Below are 17,346 nucleotides of genomic sequence, written 5' to 3'. Positions count from 1 at the left end.
GAAGTTTTTCAGTGGCCTCCATTTATGTAGAGGGTTTTTTGTAAATCGGACGCTCATTCATTGTTCACACAGAACGCTTTTTCCAATAAAAAACAGACCCAAATGCTTGGGCCTGTTTTATCGGCGGGTCATTATGCTTTACGGACGTTTACTGCTTGTGGTCCACGTTGACCACTTTCAATTTCAAACGTAACCTCTTGACCTTCATCTAATGTTTTGTATCCTTCGCCTTGAATAGCTGAGAAGTGAACAAATACATCTTCTCCACCTTCACGCTCAATGAATCCAAAACCTTTTTCACCGTTAAACCATTTTACTTTACCATTTTCCATTTTTGTAGCCTCCTAGCATGTAACAATTACATGTAAATTGCAAATTGACTTGCCTAATTATTTTTACCCATTTATGGATTGCATATACCAAACTAATTCCTAAAAAATTTTATCGTCCATATTTTATTTTGACAGCACCCATTTACGGATTGCCTTCGCTACTCCATCCTCTTCATTGGTTGCTGTTACCCAGTCAGCGGACTCCTTTACCGTATCCTGAGCATTTCCCATTGCTACACCCAAACCCGCAGCTTTGATCATCGCTAAATCATTAAGGCTATCTCCTACGGCCATAACATTTTTCATTTCCAATCCCAGTCGGCTGCAAACAATCCCAAGCCCCTTGGCTTTATTAATTCCAGCTGGATTTACTTCAATGTTCTTCAGGGTTGAATTGCTTAATTCAAATTCACCTTTAGCCTGTAATTCATTAAAGATTAGTGCTCTTGTTGCGTCATCATCGATATTAAAACCAAATTTCATCCATTCCAGTGTATGTAGGTCAGCCGGCATTTCATTATGCCAATTACGCTCGGTACTAATCGCCCAAAATTTTGTGTTATGCTGTTGAGATAACCCCCACATCCACTCAACCAGCTCCGATTTGACCAAATTCCTTTCCACTAATTCCCGTTTCTCATCCCAAATTTCACTTCCATTTACCGTTACCAAATATGAATTCAGCTCCAATGAATCAGCATGCTCTCGACTAGTAATCACAGAACGTCCAGTACTTAGAACGACAAAAATCCCTTTGTCCTTTGCAGCTCTGATTGCCTGGCGATTTGCTTCCGATATCTGGCCTTTATTATTTAAAAGTGTGCCATCCATATCAAGTGCTACTAATTTGATTTCAACATCATTTATAAAATTATCCATATGTATAAACATTCTCCCTTCTAACTTTTCCCATTATAAGATTAACACCATTACTAAAAACTAATCAAATTATTAAGTTTACATAATACATTTACGTTAAACAAAGAAGAACCCTGCGAATCCACATTCAATCATAATACAGGAGTACCATTAAGTAACAAATAGGCACACTTTAGCATATAGTACCCATAAGCCAAAGGATAGAAAGGTGTTTAAAGATGCCATCGGTTGTAATCAATTTATATTATTTAAAAATTAACAGTATTTCGGGTAATGGTTCCATAACTATAGGGGAAGCATCTCATAATAGTCCCACTTCCAATACTAAATCACAAGGAATTAATGCTTCATATGGAGATACTTCACCCACTGAAGCAATGATGGAAAACCTATTAAATGATCCTGACGTCAATGATCAAACTTCAATTGGAACTACTGATGTTGCCAATGTAAATAAACCCATTCAACCTGTACCACCAATCTAACATTATAGGGGTTATATGATATGCCATTTCAAATAAATATTTTAAATTTTAAGATTAATGGAGCTACGCAAAACGGAAATGTTGATATAGGTCCTACTGTGCATAACAGCCATACTGCTAATAGTAAATTTGTCGGAGCAAATTTTTCTTTGGGTGATTTTTCACCGGCTTCTTCTCTTATGAACTCTGGCAATCTAGATCCAGATGTTAGTGATCAGGATCAAATAGCTAACCCTTCTATGCCTATCGCCAATCAACTTTAAAGGAGTAGTAAGATGGATATAGAAAAAATGAGAAAATGGCTAGAGATTACAAATGAGTATAGAGAGAGCAATTTTTGGTCTAGCGTACTTAAGCAAAAACATCCTGATGAATTTTTTAGAGAAGCGGTATGTAATCCAAAATTTGATATATATCTAAATGAAAATTATTACTTTATTATTTTTGAAATACCTGGAGTAAATCAAGAAGATCTTTCAATTAACTTAATCACAAATACACATTTAAAAATTAATGGCAGAATAAAGCCGGTTCTACCATTTGAAATGGGAATGAAAAGAGAGCGAATCTATGGTGATTTTGAACGCGTCATTGAACTTCCAGAACCAACTTATGCTCATTTAATGCAAACACAAATTAATAATGGACTACTTCATATATCCTATCCTCGAAAAAGTGTGTTGAATAATTTTCAATAGAAAGAAAAGAATATATTCACAAAAAAAACGCAGTGAACTCACAAGCGTTTTTTCTTGTTTTATTAATGGTGATGATGTACGCCCATTGTTGGGTTGGTAATTAGCCATTCTTCTTTTGGTAATTGGAAATATTGAATCCAGATATTATTTAAGGTCGGATCATTTTTATCAAGAATAAAGTCAATTTCTTTATCACTTGTAACCACTACATCGTTTTCTGTTGGTGTATCAAGCTTTAAATCATAATGGGCGTGGTCCCCGTGGATACTTGTCACATATACTCGAAACAATTTCCCTTGTGCCTCTTCTTGTTCCATCATTTTCTTCAATGCTTTTGCTGCATTCCGATTAACTTTTACCTTCATTTTGTGCTCTCCTCTAACTATGAATTCCTTTATATTATCCCACTTTTAATCCAAAATACAATGTTTAGCTTTGAAACAACAAAAGACATAAATGTACTTTTTGTAAAATTAACTTACCTAATTTTTCCTAGTAAGGGATTTTAAATCCTTAACAAATTTGTCACAATTTAATCTAAAAACCTATATTAACATCACAGCAATGTTGTTAATATAGATTTTAGGAAATACATACAGACTAATTAATATTAAATGATAATTAATTTAAATTTTTACATCTATTACAATGAAGGAAGGAATTAGTCTGGTTTTGTTTGTGAATGAATTCACGATAATCATATCAAAAAATGAACATTCTAGAAGGGAGAAATATTCATGTTTAAAAAAAGCTACATCATTCCACTGTTAGCTTTAGTACCAACTTTACTTTTAAGCGGCTGTACGAATATGGTCGTCTTTGATCCAAAAGGCCCTGCCGCACGTGACATTCTAGAATTAATTAACTGGTCACTTATTTTTATGCTGTTAGTGGTTGTCGTTGTATTCGGTTTATTTGGATATATCATTTGGAAATATCGTGCGAAACCTGAAAATGCAGATTACGAACCGCCTGAAGAACACGGCAGTACAAAATTAGAGATTATTTGGACTGTCATTCCTATTCTGATTGTCATTGCTTTAACGGTTCCTACTGTTAAAACAATCTATAAATTAGAGAAAGTACCTGCCGGGTATGAAAATAAAAAACCTATTACCATTAATGTAACATCAGCTGATTGGAAGTGGATTTTTAGCTATCCAGAACAAGGGATCGAGACAGTGAACTATGTGAATATTCCTGCTGGCACTCCGGTACAGTTTAAGTTAACCTCTGCTGGTACAATGCAATCCTTCTGGGTTCCTGCTTTAGGTGGTCAAAAGTATACCATGAACAAAATGGAGACAGAGTTGTATCTCACAGCAGACAAACCTGGAGAATTTCTAGGTAAAAATACAAACTTTAACGGCAAGGGATATGCTGATATGGAATTTACAGTTGAAGCGAAATCCCCGCAAGCCTTTGAAAAGTGGGTTAAGGATGTCAAAGATACTGCCCCAAAGTTAACAGAAAAGAAATACAATCAACTTCTAAAACCTACACACTTAGGTCGTGAAACATTCCTGGGAACTCATCTAGCATGGGTAAATCATGCTGATATGAATTCTAAAACTTATACAAATCCTGAATTGTACGAAGTACATGGCGTCAAAGGAAAGATTTTTAAAGAGAAAGAAACAAATGGTCATTCTATGGACATGGATGGAATGGAAAGTATGGACATGGGCGAGAAATCAGATGGAGGTGAGCACAATGGGCATTAATTGGCATGACTTTTTTATCGTCGGCAACCCATTAATACTAGGTTCTCAGATTGCTATTCTATTAACAATGATAGGAATTGTAGCAGGGGTTACCTATTTAAAGAAATGGAAATGGCTTTGGAGAGAATGGTTGACAACCGTTGATCATAAACGGATTGGGATTATGTACATCCTTTCTGGTGTGCTGATGTTTTTCCGGGGAGGCGTAGACGGTCTTTTAATGAAGGCTCAAACCTCTCGTCCAGAGATGAAATTTTTAGATGCGCAGCATTACAATGAAATTTTTACCACACACGGTGTGATCATGATTTTGTTTGCGGCGATGCCATTATTAATTGGTTTAATGAACGTGGTGATTCCGCTGCAAATTGGCGCGCGTGACGTGGCATTCCCTCAACTTAACGCTCTAAGCTTCTGGTTGTTCTTTAGTGGTGCTATGTTGTTTAATATTTCGTTTGTCATTGGCGGTTCCCCGGATGCCGGCTGGACAGCCTATTTCCCTCTTGCAGGTAAAGAATTTACTCCTGGGATCGGAAATAACTATTACGCTATTGCCCTGCAAATTGCTGGGATTGGTACGTTAATGACAGGAATTAATTTTATCGTAACTATATTAAAAATGAGAACTAAAGGCATGACACTAATGAAAATGCCAATGTTTACTTGGACTTCATTCATTGCATCGGTTATTATTGTGGCTTCCTTTCCAATTTTCACTGTCGCACTTGCCTTGATGACCTTTGACCGGATCTTTGGAACGCACTTCTTCACCTTAAGCGGTGGCGGTATGGATATGATGTGGGCCAACTTATTCTGGTTATGGGGTCACCCTGAAGTATATATCGTGGTTCTTCCAGCATTTGGGATGTTCTCTGAGGTTATTTCAACCTTTTCTAGAAAAATGCTGTTCGGTTATAAATCAATGGTATTCTCCATTGTTGGAATTGCGTTTTTAAGTATGCTTGTTTGGGTTCACCACTTCTTTACGATGGGGGCCGGACCAGGAGTCAACTCTGTTTTCTCCATTACGACGATGATGATTGCTATTCCAACTGGTGTCAAAATGTTTAACTGGTTATTCACGATGAGAAAAGGTCGAATCGAGTTTACAACAGCGATGCTGTGGGCGCTTGCGTTCATTCCTTGCTTTATCATTGGTGGTGTAACTGGAGTTATGCTTGCCATGGGTGCTGCAGATTATCAATATCACAATACCCTATTCCTTGTCGCTCACTTCCACTATGTGTTAATTCCTGGTGTTGTGTTTGCGGTGTTTGCCGGGTTATATTACTGGTGGCCAAAAATGTTCGGACATATGCTAAATGAAAAAATCGGTAAAATTCATTTCTGGTTCTTTACGATTGGATTTAACTTAACGTTTATGCCGATGTTCTTCCTAGGCTTAGACGGTGCTGTCCGCCGTTCATACACGTATTCAGCTGAATCAGGCTATGCACCATTATTCATGTTATCTACCATTGGCGCAGTGATTTTAGCTATCGGCTTTGGTGCTCTTTGCTATAACATTTATTGGAGTGCACGCTATGCGGACCGTAATATTTCAAACGACCCTTGGGATGCAAGAACCTTAGAATGGGCTACTGCTTCACCACCTCCATTCTATAACTTTGCGAAATTACCTGAAGTGAAATCTGTTGATGCCTTCTGGTATATGAAAAAGGATAACGAAGGATTGACCCTGAAAGACGACGAAATTAAAGAAATCCATATGCCAAGTAATTCAGGCTTACCAATCTATATGGGGGTTATCTTTGGCATCGCCGGATTCTTCCTTGTCTTTGAATGGAAAATTGCGGCTCTGGTAGCCTCTGTTGGAATAATTATTGGATTAATCATTCGTTCGTTCGATTATAACGATGGCTTCCATGTTACTGTTGACGAAATAAAGGAAACGGAAAAAGCATGGCGTAACGTCGATAAAGGGGGGAACAGCCATGTCAGCTAATGTAAATACAGCCTTACCGCTCGAATATCAAACAGAACAGAACCGGATGAATATTCTAGGATTTTGGATTTTCTTAGGAGCTGAGATTGTCCTCTTTGGAACTCTCTTTGCCGTCTTTTCTGTTCTAAGTGCGAGGTACGCAGGTGGTCCCACACCAAAGGACCTTTTTGAAATAAAAGATGTGATGATTGAAACCATACTTCTTTTAACAAGTAGTTTTACTTGTGGTCTTGCGATCTATGAGATGCGCCGCCATAACCGTAATGGTCTATTATTATGGTTCATTATTACCCTTCTACTTGGTGCTGGCTTCGTATTCATGGAGATAACGGAGTTCATCCATTATGTGCAAGAAGGAGCAACAATGCAAACCAGTGCTTTTCTATCTAGCTTCTTTGTTTTACTTGGTACACATGGACTGCACGTGAGCATGGGTATCGGCTGGGCAACCATGGTGATTATTCAAATATTAAAAAGAGGTTTAACACCTGTTACTGCCCGTAAAACATTTATTATCGGTCTATATTGGCACTTTTTAGATGTTGTCTGGATTTTTATTTTCACATTTGTGTATTTAGCAAGGATGGTGGCATAAATGGCTAAAAATACAAAAGGGTTTCCGCTTACACACGTGTTAGGTTTTATCATGTCATTAGTGCTAACCTTTGCTGCACTTGGTGTGGCACTAAAAACCTCTCTTCCCTTTACAACCATCCTTTGGATTATAGGCTCTTTAGCTGTAATCCAAGCTGCCCTTCAATTATATATGTTCATGCATATGAACGAAGGAGAAGATGGTAAATCCCAAATCATCAACGTCATCTACGGCTTCTTCATTGCCTTCGTAACCGTTGCTGGATCCATTTGGGTCATGTCGTTTGGAATGTAAGTAAGGAAATAGAAATAAAAATAGGGTGTCAGGCACCATGTGAAAATTTCACATTGTGCCTGACACCCTTCTTTATTTTGGACTATTTTTTCTTTTGTTCCGAACTAATTGGTAGCCGATAAAAGCTATATAAAGCGGTATTGCTACGTATATGAAGTACGGAAAGCGATGCTGTTCTTTTTTAAAGACAAGGTATATGGCGTATCCCAAAAATAGTGTGACGATAATTCCGTATTTTGGAAGCGGGATATCCTTTAGGCTAGGAATTTTAATGGTACTAACCATCAAGTAGCACAGAATAAAAAAGGCAAAAGGAAGGATAATCGCTGGCATTTTCCCGTGGAACAAGGTAAGAAGTGTTAACAATCCCCCTGCGGCCGTTATTGGGACACCAGTAAAATACTTATTGGATGATTTAACTGCATTAATATTAAACCGAGCTAACCGATAGGCACCGAATAAAGGAAATAGACCAGAAATGGCCATGCCTGCTACCCCAAATTCAGAAAAGTAGGAATAATATGCCATCATTGCAGGGGCCACCCCGAAGGTAACTACATCCGCTAAAGAGTCTAATTCTTTCCCCAATTCACTATCCACCCGTAACATTCTTGCAATTCGGCCATCCATGCTATCGAGCATCATCCCTATCAAAATTAAAATGGCTGCGTTTTTGTAATCCCCTTGCGCAGAATACATAATTGATAAAAATCCAAAAAATAAATTAGAAATCGTAAATAAATTAGGAATACTGTTTCTGATGATATGTATCACTCCATACTAATTAAGATAATCATGCAATACCCTTTTCTCGTTGTTTCTTCTTATTATAACGTTTCTCTTGGTAATATTGAAAAAACAAAATCGCCATTGTAATCCAGAACCCACTTGCAAAATAGCCGCCGATTATATCGCTTGGATAATGGACACCTAAATAGATTCGGCTGATTCCGATTGCTAAAATCATTACCATGCTTACGGAGATTAACACACCTCTGCCAAACCTGCTTGGAATATGACGCCATAATAAAAACGAAAGAATACCATAAACCGTAAAAGCATTCATCGCATGTCCACTTGGAAAACTATAGCCTTCAATATCAATTAAACGATGGAAATCAGGACGGACTCTTTGAAAAAACTGCTTTAAGATATCATTTAATATCGCCGATCCCGTGATTGCCGCAGCAAACAATATTAATTCCAAGCGATGATGAAGTACTTTATAGAGAAAAAATAACAGAAAAAGACTAAGAACAATGACAAAAGGGGCAGAACCAATAAACGTAAAAAATTTCATCACATTTGTAAGAACCAATGTTTCAGACCCTTGGACCATATCAATTACTGTACGGTCAAAATAGATGATTTTCTGATCACTTATCAATAAGGATATCAAACTAAATCCAATTATGGAAACAGCACTAATGCTAAAGGCAATAACAAGATACGTTTTTAAATTCATCAACTCAAACCTCTCAGGCAAATTGGAATTGTGATTGTACGATAATAAGGTGCTCTTAGTTTAAGCCTTTACTGTCTATACTATCACTGAGACTTTGAAAAGTATCTCAAAAATGTATGTTCTTAGTTAGGATTAATAATAAAAGGCAGAACTTTTTAGTCTGCCTTTTATTAGGCTTAAAATGAATTAATAATTATAAAGTCTCTTGTTCTTTTCTCATTGGTTCTGTGCTGTTGTCTTTGGAGAAAAACCAGCCTGCGGCAGCAATACCTACCAACACAACATAAAAGGTTACTTTCCATCCCATTGAATGCGCAAATTCCTCGCTTAAAATAGCCAATGCTGGATGTGATAAGGTGTAAACTGCAAGCTTCACACCGACCCAGCCAACAATCGTAAAGGCAGCAATTTCAAGACCTGGACGTTTTTCTAAGAGCTTTACAAACTGATTTGCTGCAAACCTCATAATAATTAGACCAATAATGCCGCCAGCGAAAATAACTAAGAATTTACCACCATCCAGACCGCCGATATTAGGCAGTGGAGTGTCTGGTAAAGCAACCGCCATCGCGACAGCAGCAAGAATCGAATCAACCGCAAAAGCAATGTCAGCCACTTCGACTTTTAATACAGTCATCCAAAAGCTGCTTTTTTTTGATCCTTCCTTCTCCTCTTTATCCTCTGCTGCCTTCCCTTTGATTACCTTACGGAATATATGATTTCCAGCCATAAACAGTAAATAAAGAGCCCCAATTGCTTGAACCTGCCATACATCAACAAGAAATGAAATCACGAACAAGGAAGCAAAGCGGAACACAAAGGCTCCGGCTAAACCATAAAATAAGGCCTTCTTACGTTTTTCCTCGGGTAATTGCTTAACCATAATTGCGAGTACTAAAGCGTTGTCTGCAGCTAACAGACCTTCTAATGCCACCAAGATCATTAACACCCAGCCGTATTCGAGTAACAGAGTTAAGTCCATGAATGTTTCCTCCTCAAAAGTTTGTTTTTTTAAAATACTCCCTTACGCCATAAAAATAGGCCTTTACTGGTTACAGTAAAGGCCTAAAAAGACACAAAAAGACCTTTACAGTAAAGTAAAGGTCTTGCTAACAACGTAAATGTTGCCAATAAAGCCGGAGAATTGAATTCTCGGAATGACGACTTTATTGTAGCAGCTACTCCCCTTTAAAAAGGAAATATTTAATTAATCATACTATAATATAATTCAAGTTTATTGTCAATGTGAGTTTCCATGTTTAATAAACTTAAATAGTTACAATTCGTAAACCTCTGCATATTTTTTCTCAAGGTACTCGACAAGGTATTCGGCGTTTAATTCCTCACCCGTTACCTTTACAATCAATTCATTTGGGGTGTAAAGCTTACCGTACTGATGAATATTTTCTTTTAACCAATCTTGAATCAGGTCAAATCTGCCATTTTCGATATGGTTGTAGAATTCTGGAAGTTCTCTTTGAATCGTCACGAGGATCTGCGCTGCATAGAGATTTCCTAATGAATAGGACGGAAAATAACCAATACCGCCAAATGACCAATGAACATCTTGGAGTACGCCTTCTGAATCAGTACTTGGTGTTACACCAAGGTAATCCTGCATTTTCTGGTTCCAGACAGTCGGAAGGTCTTTCGCTTCGATCTCACCGCTTATTAATGCCTTTTCGATTTCATAACGAAGCATAATATGCAAATTATACGTTAACTCATCTGCTTCTACACGGATAAATGAGGGTTTCACAGTATTAACCGCCCGATAAAATTCATCCACAGAAATAGTTTCGAGCTGTTTCGGAAAATACTCCTGCAGTTTAGGGTAAAAGTATGTCCAGAAAGCCTTGCTGCGGCCGACCATATTTTCTAAAAACCTCGATTGCGATTCATGGATTCCGAAAGATGCTCCGCTTTGGAGAACTGATTCCTCATAATCAGGGTTGATATTCTGTTCATAAATTCCATGACCCGCTTCATGAATTGTACCGAATAGTGCGGACCGGACGTTTCTTTCTAAATATCGAGTTGTTAACCGTACATCTCCAGTATTAACGGTTTGGGCAAACGGATGGACCGTTTCATCCAACCTGCCGGCCTCAAGGTCAAAACCAATGATAGGCAAGATAAAGCGATTAAATTCCTTTTGTTTTTCAATTGCAAACGATTGATCAAAAATTTCCGCCTGTGTCCGCTTTCCATTTTGTTGAATTCGTTCTAATAGTTTAACACTAGAATCTCTTAACTTGGCAAATAGCGGATCCAGTCTCTTAACCGTTAATCCAGGTTCAAATTCATCCAAGAGAGCATCGTATGGGTGGTCAACATATCCATATATTTCAGCAAATTTCCGTTTGTACTCAACGATTTTTTCTAAATAGGGCAGGAAGCAGGCAAAATCATTGTTTTCCCTAGCCTCTTCCCAGGCATCATTTGCCTGTGCTGTTAGAATGCTATATTCCTGAAAAAGGTCAGCAGGAATGCTCTTCGATTTTTGGTAGTACGCTCTATATTCTCTAACTTTTGCTTTTGTTACTTCATCTAATAAATCAAAGTTGTCAGGAAGAGTTAGTTCCGTTAGCAAGTTGCCCATTTCCTGAGAGACAGAGAGTTTAAAAATTTCCGTCCTAAGTGTGCCAGTTGCCTTGGCAAAGATACTTCTCCCTTTTTTCGGTGCCATGACCTTTTGATCCCAATCAGCCAAACCGATGATACTTGAAAAATGGGTGATTTTTTCATCCAAACCCTTAAATTGAGCTATTGCCCTTTGTACAGCTGGATCGATCACTTTCTGTTCCATAATATACAGACCTCCTAATCATGTTTCTAAAGATGTTCGTTCAAGAAAACAACCACATCCCAATTTATTATAAATTAAAATTTCAAATATAGGAAAAAATTAGAAATTTTTTTATAGACAAAAAATTCATAGAAACATAAATACTGTCGATAAATGATCCCATCACTTAAAGAATTTGATCAATTTTCATACCACTATTTACAAATGGGCAGGATATATATGTAAACATTTTTGTTCTGTAAAAAGGATGTGCAGGCAATTTGGATAAACAGAAAAAGAAGAAGTCACACTTCCCCTTTCGGTTAAATATCATTTTTTTAGTGTTTTTTTACTATTTTCTGTTTTAATCCTCCGGCTTGGCTTTGTGCAAATCGTGTATGGTGAAAATTTTAAAAGAGATTTAGAAAGAAAAGAAGATGTAACGGTCAGTAATCCTGTCCCAAGAGGAAAAATACTTGATCGGGATTACAGAATCATCGTTGATAATGTCCCAAAGAATGCGATCAGTTACACGAACGAGGGATTTAGCCAACCACAAATGCTTGAAACCGCTGAAAAATTAGCAAAACTAATCAATAAAAAAACAGATAAGGTAACCGAAAGGGATAAACTTGATTTCTGGATTATGAATAATCCTGAGCGTGCTAATGCCAAAATCACAAAGAATGAAATGGAATTATATTATGCCAAAAAATTAACAGACTGGGATATTTATCAGTTAAAATTGGAGCGCATAACACCTGAAGAATTAAAGGAAATAAATAAAGATAGACTTGAGATACTTGCACTTTTTAAAGAGTTCAATAGTGGGTACAAATTTACAACACAGATTATTAAAAATGAAGGAGTTACCGCTAAAGAATTGGCCGTTGTGAGCGAAAATCTCCAATCCCTTCCCGGGGTGGATACTACTACCGACTGGGAGAGGTGCTATGCTTTTGACCGAACCTTAAAGTCCGTGTTAGGAAAAGTCACCAAATCAGATGAAGGGCTGCCAGCTGAACAATTAGAATACTTCTTGGCTCGGGATTACAGCCGTAATGATCGTGTCGGCAAAAGTCAACTTGAATGGCAGTATGAAGATGTTCTTCACGGCTATAAATCAAAATTAAAAAATGTAACTGATAAAACAGGCAATATAATTGAAAATCATCCCGCATCAAAGGGAAAAAAGGGAAAAGACCTTGTCTTAAGTATTGATATGGATTTGCAAATGAAAGTGGATCGGATCATAGAGGAGGAGCTTTGGGCAGCTAAAAGATATCCTGGTACTTTTTTAACTGACCGTGCCTATGTTGTCTTAATGAACCCAAAAACAGGCGAAGTTTTAGCCATGTCAGGTAAAAAAATAGTCAGAAACAAACAAACTGGCAGAGTTGAAATGGAAGATGATGCCCTCGGGACCTTTACCACCACGTATAACGTGGGTTCGACTGTCAAGGGTGCCACGATTTTGACTGGTTATAAAACAAGTGCGATTGGCCCCGGAACTGTTTTTGATGATAAAGGTTTAAAAATTCAAGCTACTCCTCTAAAAAAATCATATGCCTACTTAGGAAAATTAAACGAAATTAATGCCCTAAAATTATCTTCTAACGTTTATATGTTTCATACGGCAATTAGAATTGGAAAAGGTCATTATGAATATGATAAACCCTTAAATATTAGCGCGAAGGCTTTTGACACAATTAGAAACTCATTTGCTTCGTTTGGCCTTGGATCAAGAACTGGAATTGATTTACCAAATGAACAAACCGGATTTAAAGGTCAGAGCCACCTGCCTGGATATTTGCTTGACCTTGTGATTGGACAATATGATACCTATTCCGCCATGCAGTTGGTACAATATGTTTCAACAATTGCGAATGGTGGATATCGAATGCAGCCACATGTGGTCAAACAAATGCTCGAACCAAAGGAAGGGAAAGATGAACTAGGTCCTGTTGTACAAGAAATCTCTCCAACCGTCCTTAACACGATTGATGTGAAACCAGATTGGATGTACCGTGTCCGATTAGGTTTTAAAAAGGTCATGCAAGAACGTGGCGGTACGGCCTATAAGTACTTCAGCACTGCACCCTACTCACCTGCTGGTAAAACAGGTACAGCAGAAGCCTTTTATGACGGACCGGAGCGATATAGGTTTGGTAAGGAACCTCCTCCAGTAATGAACCTAAGCCTGGTTAGCTACGCCCCTAGTTCGAATCCAGAAATCGCCATGGCCGTTATTGTTCCATGGGCATATCAGGGAAAAAAAGACAACCGAGCAAACCTGAAAATTGGCCGCCGTGTACTGGACACCTATTTTGAAATGAAAAAAAAATAAATCATGGTCGAGGGTGCCACAAAATGGCATCCTTTTTCGTTAGATCGTTCCCCTTTTGTCACTTCTTCTTGAGCACTGATTTCAATGCCCTTTCAATTTCAGCATAGCCGGTACATCGGCAGATATTCGACTCCAGCCATTCTTTAATCATTTGATCATCTGCTTCTGGATGCTTTAGTATTAACGAATGGCAATTCATAATAAAGCCGGGGGTGCAGTAACCGCATTGAAATGCAAAGTTTTCCACAAAAGCCTGCTGGATAGGGGTATTCTCCAACCCCTCAATGGTTGTTACTTTTTTTCCCATCGCTTCAACAGCAAGCATTAAACATGATTTCATCGGCCACCCTTCTACATTAACTGTACATGCGCCGCAGTCTCCGTTTAAACAGCCCGGTTTTGCACCTGTCAACCCAAGTTTATCCCGGACCGTATATAAAAGTGTATCGGCAGACCGAACGGTTACACTTCGATTTTCTCCATTTATATTCATCGTAATTGTGTGAGATTTCAAGTTACTCTCCCCTCCTTTTTTTATTTTATGAATCTAACTTCAAGTTCCATCCAAAACTGCTAACACATCCATCAATAGATTCCGCAAAACAAATAGCCTATATTTTGCTGACCCTTCCACATCATCTAAAATAGGCTTTGGTAATTTGGAAACCCCCTCATCAATCCTTGAAACTACTGGCAGATTTCTTTTATTTAACGAAGCTTCCAGTTCTTTTGACCGAAATGGAAAAGGGCAAAAGCCACTGATTGCGACACGTACTTCCTGACCTATTTTTAATGCCGCTACCGTGATCAAAGGGTAGCCAGTGTCCCACTGCTGACGACGCTTGAAACTAAAGAACGGTGCTTTGATAAACCGTGTTTCTGTTGCTAATTGAACGAGAAATTCCCCTTTTTTCAGTTGAAGCTTCTCTAAAAATATCTCATTGATTGGCACCATCTTTTTTCCTTCTGGTCCGACAATTAAAACTTGGCTATCAGAAAGTAAAAATGGCAAAACAGCTTCCCGGTAAAAAATCCGAGCACAGATATTCCCTCCTAATGAAATCTTCCCTCGAGCCGTATGATCAGCGACTTGACTGGCAGTTTTCGTTAATAATGGGAAAAGATTTGCTTCTTCTATTTTTGTAAGTGAGAGGGTACTGCCAAGCAGCAAATGATCACCACTAACCTGCATAACATTGCATTCGAGGATATCCTTTATATCAATAACAGCTTCGGTATAGGCTAAATCTATTCTTCCAAGTGTAATTAATTCGGTTCCTCCCGAAAAGAACATCGGCAGCTTGCCATGCTGATTTAAATACTGATGTAAATCGACTGCTTCTTTCAATGTGGCCGGCTTATAATAATCAAAATCAAAGGGAAGCATTATTTTTGCGCCTCCTTTGCTTTCCAAATCAACTCTGGAATAAGAGGCAAATGATGGAGTGAAACTCCTGTCGCTGTCGACAAAGCATTCCCGAGTGCTGCAGGCATGCCCATTAGACCATGCTCTCCAACTCCGCGGGCCCCATAGGGACCATCCAGCTGCGGTGTTTCCACAAATTCTACTAAATATTCTGGATTCTCACCGTAGCGAAGTGGCCGATACGTTCGAAGTTGGGGATTCAGAACCCTGCCAAGTTCGTCAAAATAAAACGTTTCCCTTCCTGCAAAGGCTAATCCCATGCTCATGGCACCCATAACCTGACCCAAGGCTGCTTTTTCATTTAAGACTCTGCCAATATCAACAACGGTACAAGCCTTCAGTAGCCGATAGGTAAGATCCCTTTTATCCAACTCGATTTCCACTCCATAGGCTGCTACCGTCCATTCGGGTCCAGGTTTTCCAGCCCCAGTCTCAGGATCTAAATGGGTTAGATGCCGCAAAATATAATTACCACGACCTATAATTTGTCCACCAATAGAATTCCCATTTGGATATTGATAACCATAGCAAATATCTTTAAAAGGGACTCCGATTGATGGGTCATCCCGTAAAAAGACTCGACTATTTGCTACTTCAAGATCTTCTATTGGTGCCCTTAAGACCGTTGATGCGATATCTTTCAATTGGATAATGATATCCTCTGCTGCCTCCAATAGAGCTCTACCCGCCATAAATGTTCCCCTGCTTGCGACTGTTTTCCAATGCTCTGGTGTTGTTTGAGTATCTACTTCCATACGTACATAAATTTTATCAACATCCATTTTCAGCCTTTCAGCAAGTATTTGAGCAAGGACTGTCTTCGTCCCTGTTCCAATTTCAATCACACCAGATAGCAAATTAATACTACCGTCACGATTAAACGTTAGAATGACCCCCGATGGTGCGTTTGGATCAATGGTCGATGTTTTCCAGCTGCAGCTAACTCCTTTTACCCTGATCATCCGTTCACTTATTTCTTTGATTGGACCTTCGTCCCATTTCATTAAATCTCTAACTCTCTCAATACATTTTGATAAGTTACCAACATTACTTTTATTTAAGCGGACCCTTGTGGGGGTGGTATTCCCCGGTTTTATGGCATTAATGTTGCGTAGTTCCAGCGGGTCTAGCTTTAATTTTTGCGCCAGTAAATCCACTGTCCGCTCAATGGCAAAGGAAAGTTCCGAATGACTAAATCCTCTAAATGGGGCTGCATAGGGGTGGTTCGTATACATGCAGTACGAATCGCACCAGACATTTTCAATATTATACGGTCCAGTGCAATCTGCTGCACCTGCTCTTGTTAAATCAATTGCTTTATCAGAATAGGCCCCGCCATCCCACAAAAAGCGAATATCTGCTGCTTTAATTTTGCCACTACTGTCTGCTCCAAGTTTAACTTTTGCATCTAAACCTATGTGACAGGGTGACGTTAACATATCTTCTTCTCTCGTATTCAATATCTCTACTGGTTTTCCGCCAACTGCCTTTGAAGCTAGATAGGCAAGAACTTCAAGCTGTACGGCTGCCTTCCCGCCATAGGCTCCACCTACGAGCGGAGTACGGACAATAATTTTCCCCATATCCTCACCAAAGTAATCAGCAATAAGCCTTTTGGCCATAAAAGGGGCTTGAGAAGAAGTGGTAATAATGATAGTCCCCTCAGGTAATATCTCAGCAGACGCACATCTAGTTTCCATTGCGACATGATCAGAAGGGGAAAAGGAAAAACTCGCTTCCACCACTGTTTCACTTTCGCTCCAGCCCTTTTCCCTATTGCCCTTGCGGATTTTAATATGGGTAGCAATATTGGTGTCAGGCACCGGGTGAGAACCATCTTCCTTTTTATAATCACCTAATCGTTCATGGACTAATGGTGCCCCTTTTTCAAACGCTTGTGACGGTGAATTAACCACCGGTAAGAATTCATATTGAACCTTAATAAGGTCAGCAGCCATTTTAGCCTGCTCAGGTGAATCGGCAACAACCAGCGCAACAGTTTCCCCATGATAACGAACCTTGTCAACTGCGATTGGCGGTCGATCTCGGATTGCTTCCCCAGTTAATGGGTAGTGCTTCCCAGCGAGGATTGCCCTTACCCCAGGTATCTTTGATGCCTCCGTTGTGTCTATTTTCACTATTTTGGCGTGGCCATAAGGACTAATGACCATTTTGCCAGACAGCATCGGAATCGTATGATAGTCATGAGTATATTTCGCCCTTCCAGACACCTTATCAAGCGCCTCTTTGCGAATGACGTTTTTCCCAATAATCTCCAATTTCATCCCTCCCCCCATGTATAAGTAGATTTTATACTGAGTAAATCCAACTTATTATGGCCTATAAA

The 17,346-nt window shown here is 38.9% G+C and carries 17 protein-coding genes and 1 pseudogene; 8 read left to right on the top strand and 10 right to left on the bottom strand.

Annotated features, from left to right (window positions below; all coding sequences use genetic code 11):
* Positions 1–131: 131 nt before the first annotated feature.
* Both J7E67_RS09650 and J7E67_RS09645 read right to left on the bottom strand, forming a co-directional pair.
* Positions 132–332, bottom strand: coding sequence for a cold-shock protein (locus J7E67_RS09650; protein WP_168243216.1), 201 nt, complete (start codon positions 330–332; stop codon positions 132–134).
* Between the two features lie 123 nt (positions 333–455).
* Positions 456–1,211 carry a Cof-type HAD-IIB family hydrolase gene (locus tag J7E67_RS09645; RefSeq protein WP_214712780.1) on the bottom strand — a complete coding sequence of 252 codons (756 nt, stop codon included), beginning with the start codon at positions 1,209–1,211 and terminating at the stop codon, positions 456–458.
* A gap of 218 nt (positions 1,212–1,429) precedes the next feature.
* On the opposite strand from J7E67_RS09645, the gene J7E67_RS09640 reads away from it, so the two are divergent.
* Genes J7E67_RS09640 through J7E67_RS09630 form a run of 3 tightly spaced genes read left to right on the top strand, consistent with a single transcriptional unit; the run spans position 1,430 to position 2,394 of the window.
* Positions 1,430–1,696: a spore germination protein gene (locus J7E67_RS09640; protein WP_168243214.1), complete on the top strand. Its 267-nt coding sequence runs from the start codon at positions 1,430–1,432 to the stop codon at positions 1,694–1,696.
* Between the two features lie 20 nt (positions 1,697–1,716).
* Complete coding sequence (locus tag J7E67_RS09635) at positions 1,717–1,959, top strand: spore germination protein (RefSeq protein WP_214712782.1); 243 nt, start codon at positions 1,717–1,719, stop codon at positions 1,957–1,959.
* Between the two features lie 12 nt (positions 1,960–1,971).
* Positions 1,972–2,394 carry an Hsp20/alpha crystallin family protein gene (locus J7E67_RS09630; protein WP_214712784.1) on the top strand — a complete coding sequence of 141 codons (423 nt, stop codon included), beginning with the start codon at positions 1,972–1,974 and terminating at the stop codon, positions 2,392–2,394.
* Positions 2,395–2,456: 62 nt separating this feature from the next.
* On the opposite strand, the gene J7E67_RS09625 is transcribed toward J7E67_RS09630, so the two are convergent.
* Positions 2,457–2,759: a heme biosynthesis protein HemY gene (locus J7E67_RS09625; protein ID WP_088086841.1), complete on the bottom strand. Its 303-nt coding sequence runs from the start codon at positions 2,757–2,759 to the stop codon at positions 2,457–2,459.
* Positions 2,760–3,131: 372 nt separating this feature from the next.
* On the opposite strand from J7E67_RS09625, the gene qoxA reads away from it, so the two are divergent.
* From qoxA to qoxD, 4 genes are read left to right on the top strand one after another with little or no spacing between them, the layout of a single operon-like run.
* A complete protein-coding gene (gene qoxA / locus J7E67_RS09620) occupies positions 3,132–4,118 on the top strand; it encodes a cytochrome aa3 quinol oxidase subunit II (RefSeq protein ID WP_214712786.1) in 987 nt (328 codons plus the stop codon).
* Positions 4,108–6,084, top strand: a complete 1,977-nt coding sequence (qoxB, locus tag J7E67_RS09615) for a cytochrome aa3 quinol oxidase subunit I (RefSeq protein ID WP_214712788.1) — start codon at positions 4,108–4,110, stop codon at positions 6,082–6,084. The genes qoxA and qoxB overlap by 11 nt, the downstream gene beginning before the upstream one ends.
* Positions 6,074–6,679 (top strand): cytochrome aa3 quinol oxidase subunit III, encoded by a 606-nt coding sequence (qoxC, locus tag J7E67_RS09610; RefSeq protein WP_214712790.1) that lies wholly within the window; start codon positions 6,074–6,076, stop codon positions 6,677–6,679. The genes qoxB and qoxC overlap by 11 nt, the downstream gene beginning before the upstream one ends.
* Positions 6,680–6,973 carry a cytochrome aa3 quinol oxidase subunit IV gene (gene qoxD / locus J7E67_RS09605; RefSeq protein ID WP_168243207.1) on the top strand — a complete coding sequence of 98 codons (294 nt, stop codon included), beginning with the start codon at positions 6,680–6,682 and terminating at the stop codon, positions 6,971–6,973.
* Positions 6,974–7,045: 72 nt separating this feature from the next.
* On the opposite strand, the gene pssA is transcribed toward qoxD, so the two are convergent.
* The 4 genes from pssA to J7E67_RS09585 all read right to left on the bottom strand — a co-directional run bounded on the left by pssA (position 7,046) and on the right by J7E67_RS09585 (position 11,247).
* Complete coding sequence (gene pssA / locus J7E67_RS09600) at positions 7,046–7,672, bottom strand: CDP-diacylglycerol--serine O-phosphatidyltransferase (protein ID WP_251026664.1); 627 nt, start codon at positions 7,670–7,672, stop codon at positions 7,046–7,048.
* Between the two features lie 94 nt (positions 7,673–7,766).
* Positions 7,767–8,438, bottom strand: coding sequence for a phosphatase PAP2 family protein (locus J7E67_RS09595; protein ID WP_214712792.1), 672 nt, complete (start codon positions 8,436–8,438; stop codon positions 7,767–7,769).
* Between the two features lie 193 nt (positions 8,439–8,631).
* The gene (locus tag J7E67_RS09590; RefSeq protein WP_214712794.1) at positions 8,632–9,420 is read right to left on the bottom strand and encodes a TerC family protein; all 789 of its coding nucleotides are present in this window, start codon (positions 9,418–9,420) and stop codon (positions 8,632–8,634) included.
* A 294-nt stretch (positions 9,421–9,714) separates the two neighbouring features.
* Positions 9,715–11,247, bottom strand: coding sequence for a carboxypeptidase M32 (locus J7E67_RS09585; RefSeq protein ID WP_214712796.1), 1,533 nt, complete (start codon positions 11,245–11,247; stop codon positions 9,715–9,717).
* 260 nt (positions 11,248–11,507) lie between these two features.
* Here J7E67_RS09585 and J7E67_RS09580 point away from each other — a divergent pair.
* Positions 11,508–13,573, top strand: a pseudogene (locus tag J7E67_RS09580) (peptidoglycan D,D-transpeptidase FtsI family protein).
* Positions 13,574–13,631: 58 nt separating this feature from the next.
* On the opposite strand, the gene J7E67_RS09575 reads toward J7E67_RS09580, so the two are convergent.
* Genes J7E67_RS09575 through J7E67_RS09565 form a run of 3 tightly spaced genes read right to left on the bottom strand, consistent with a single transcriptional unit; the run spans position 13,632 to position 17,284 of the window.
* On the bottom strand, positions 13,632–14,066 hold the full coding sequence (locus tag J7E67_RS09575) for a (2Fe-2S)-binding protein (protein ID WP_214712990.1): 435 nt from the start codon (positions 14,064–14,066) through the stop codon (positions 13,632–13,634).
* A 60-nt stretch (positions 14,067–14,126) separates the two neighbouring features.
* Positions 14,127–14,960: an FAD binding domain-containing protein gene (locus tag J7E67_RS09570; RefSeq protein ID WP_214712799.1), complete on the bottom strand. Its 834-nt coding sequence runs from the start codon at positions 14,958–14,960 to the stop codon at positions 14,127–14,129.
* Entirely contained in the window at positions 14,960–17,284 is a 2,325-nt protein-coding gene (locus J7E67_RS09565; protein ID WP_214712806.1) for a xanthine dehydrogenase family protein molybdopterin-binding subunit, read from the bottom strand. The genes J7E67_RS09570 and J7E67_RS09565 overlap by 1 nt, the downstream gene beginning before the upstream one ends.
* Between the last annotated feature and the right edge of the window lie 62 nt (positions 17,285–17,346).

Source organism: Bacillus sp. ISL-46, from assembly GCF_018613205.1.
This window is presented reverse-complemented; position numbering and strand designations above follow the sequence as displayed.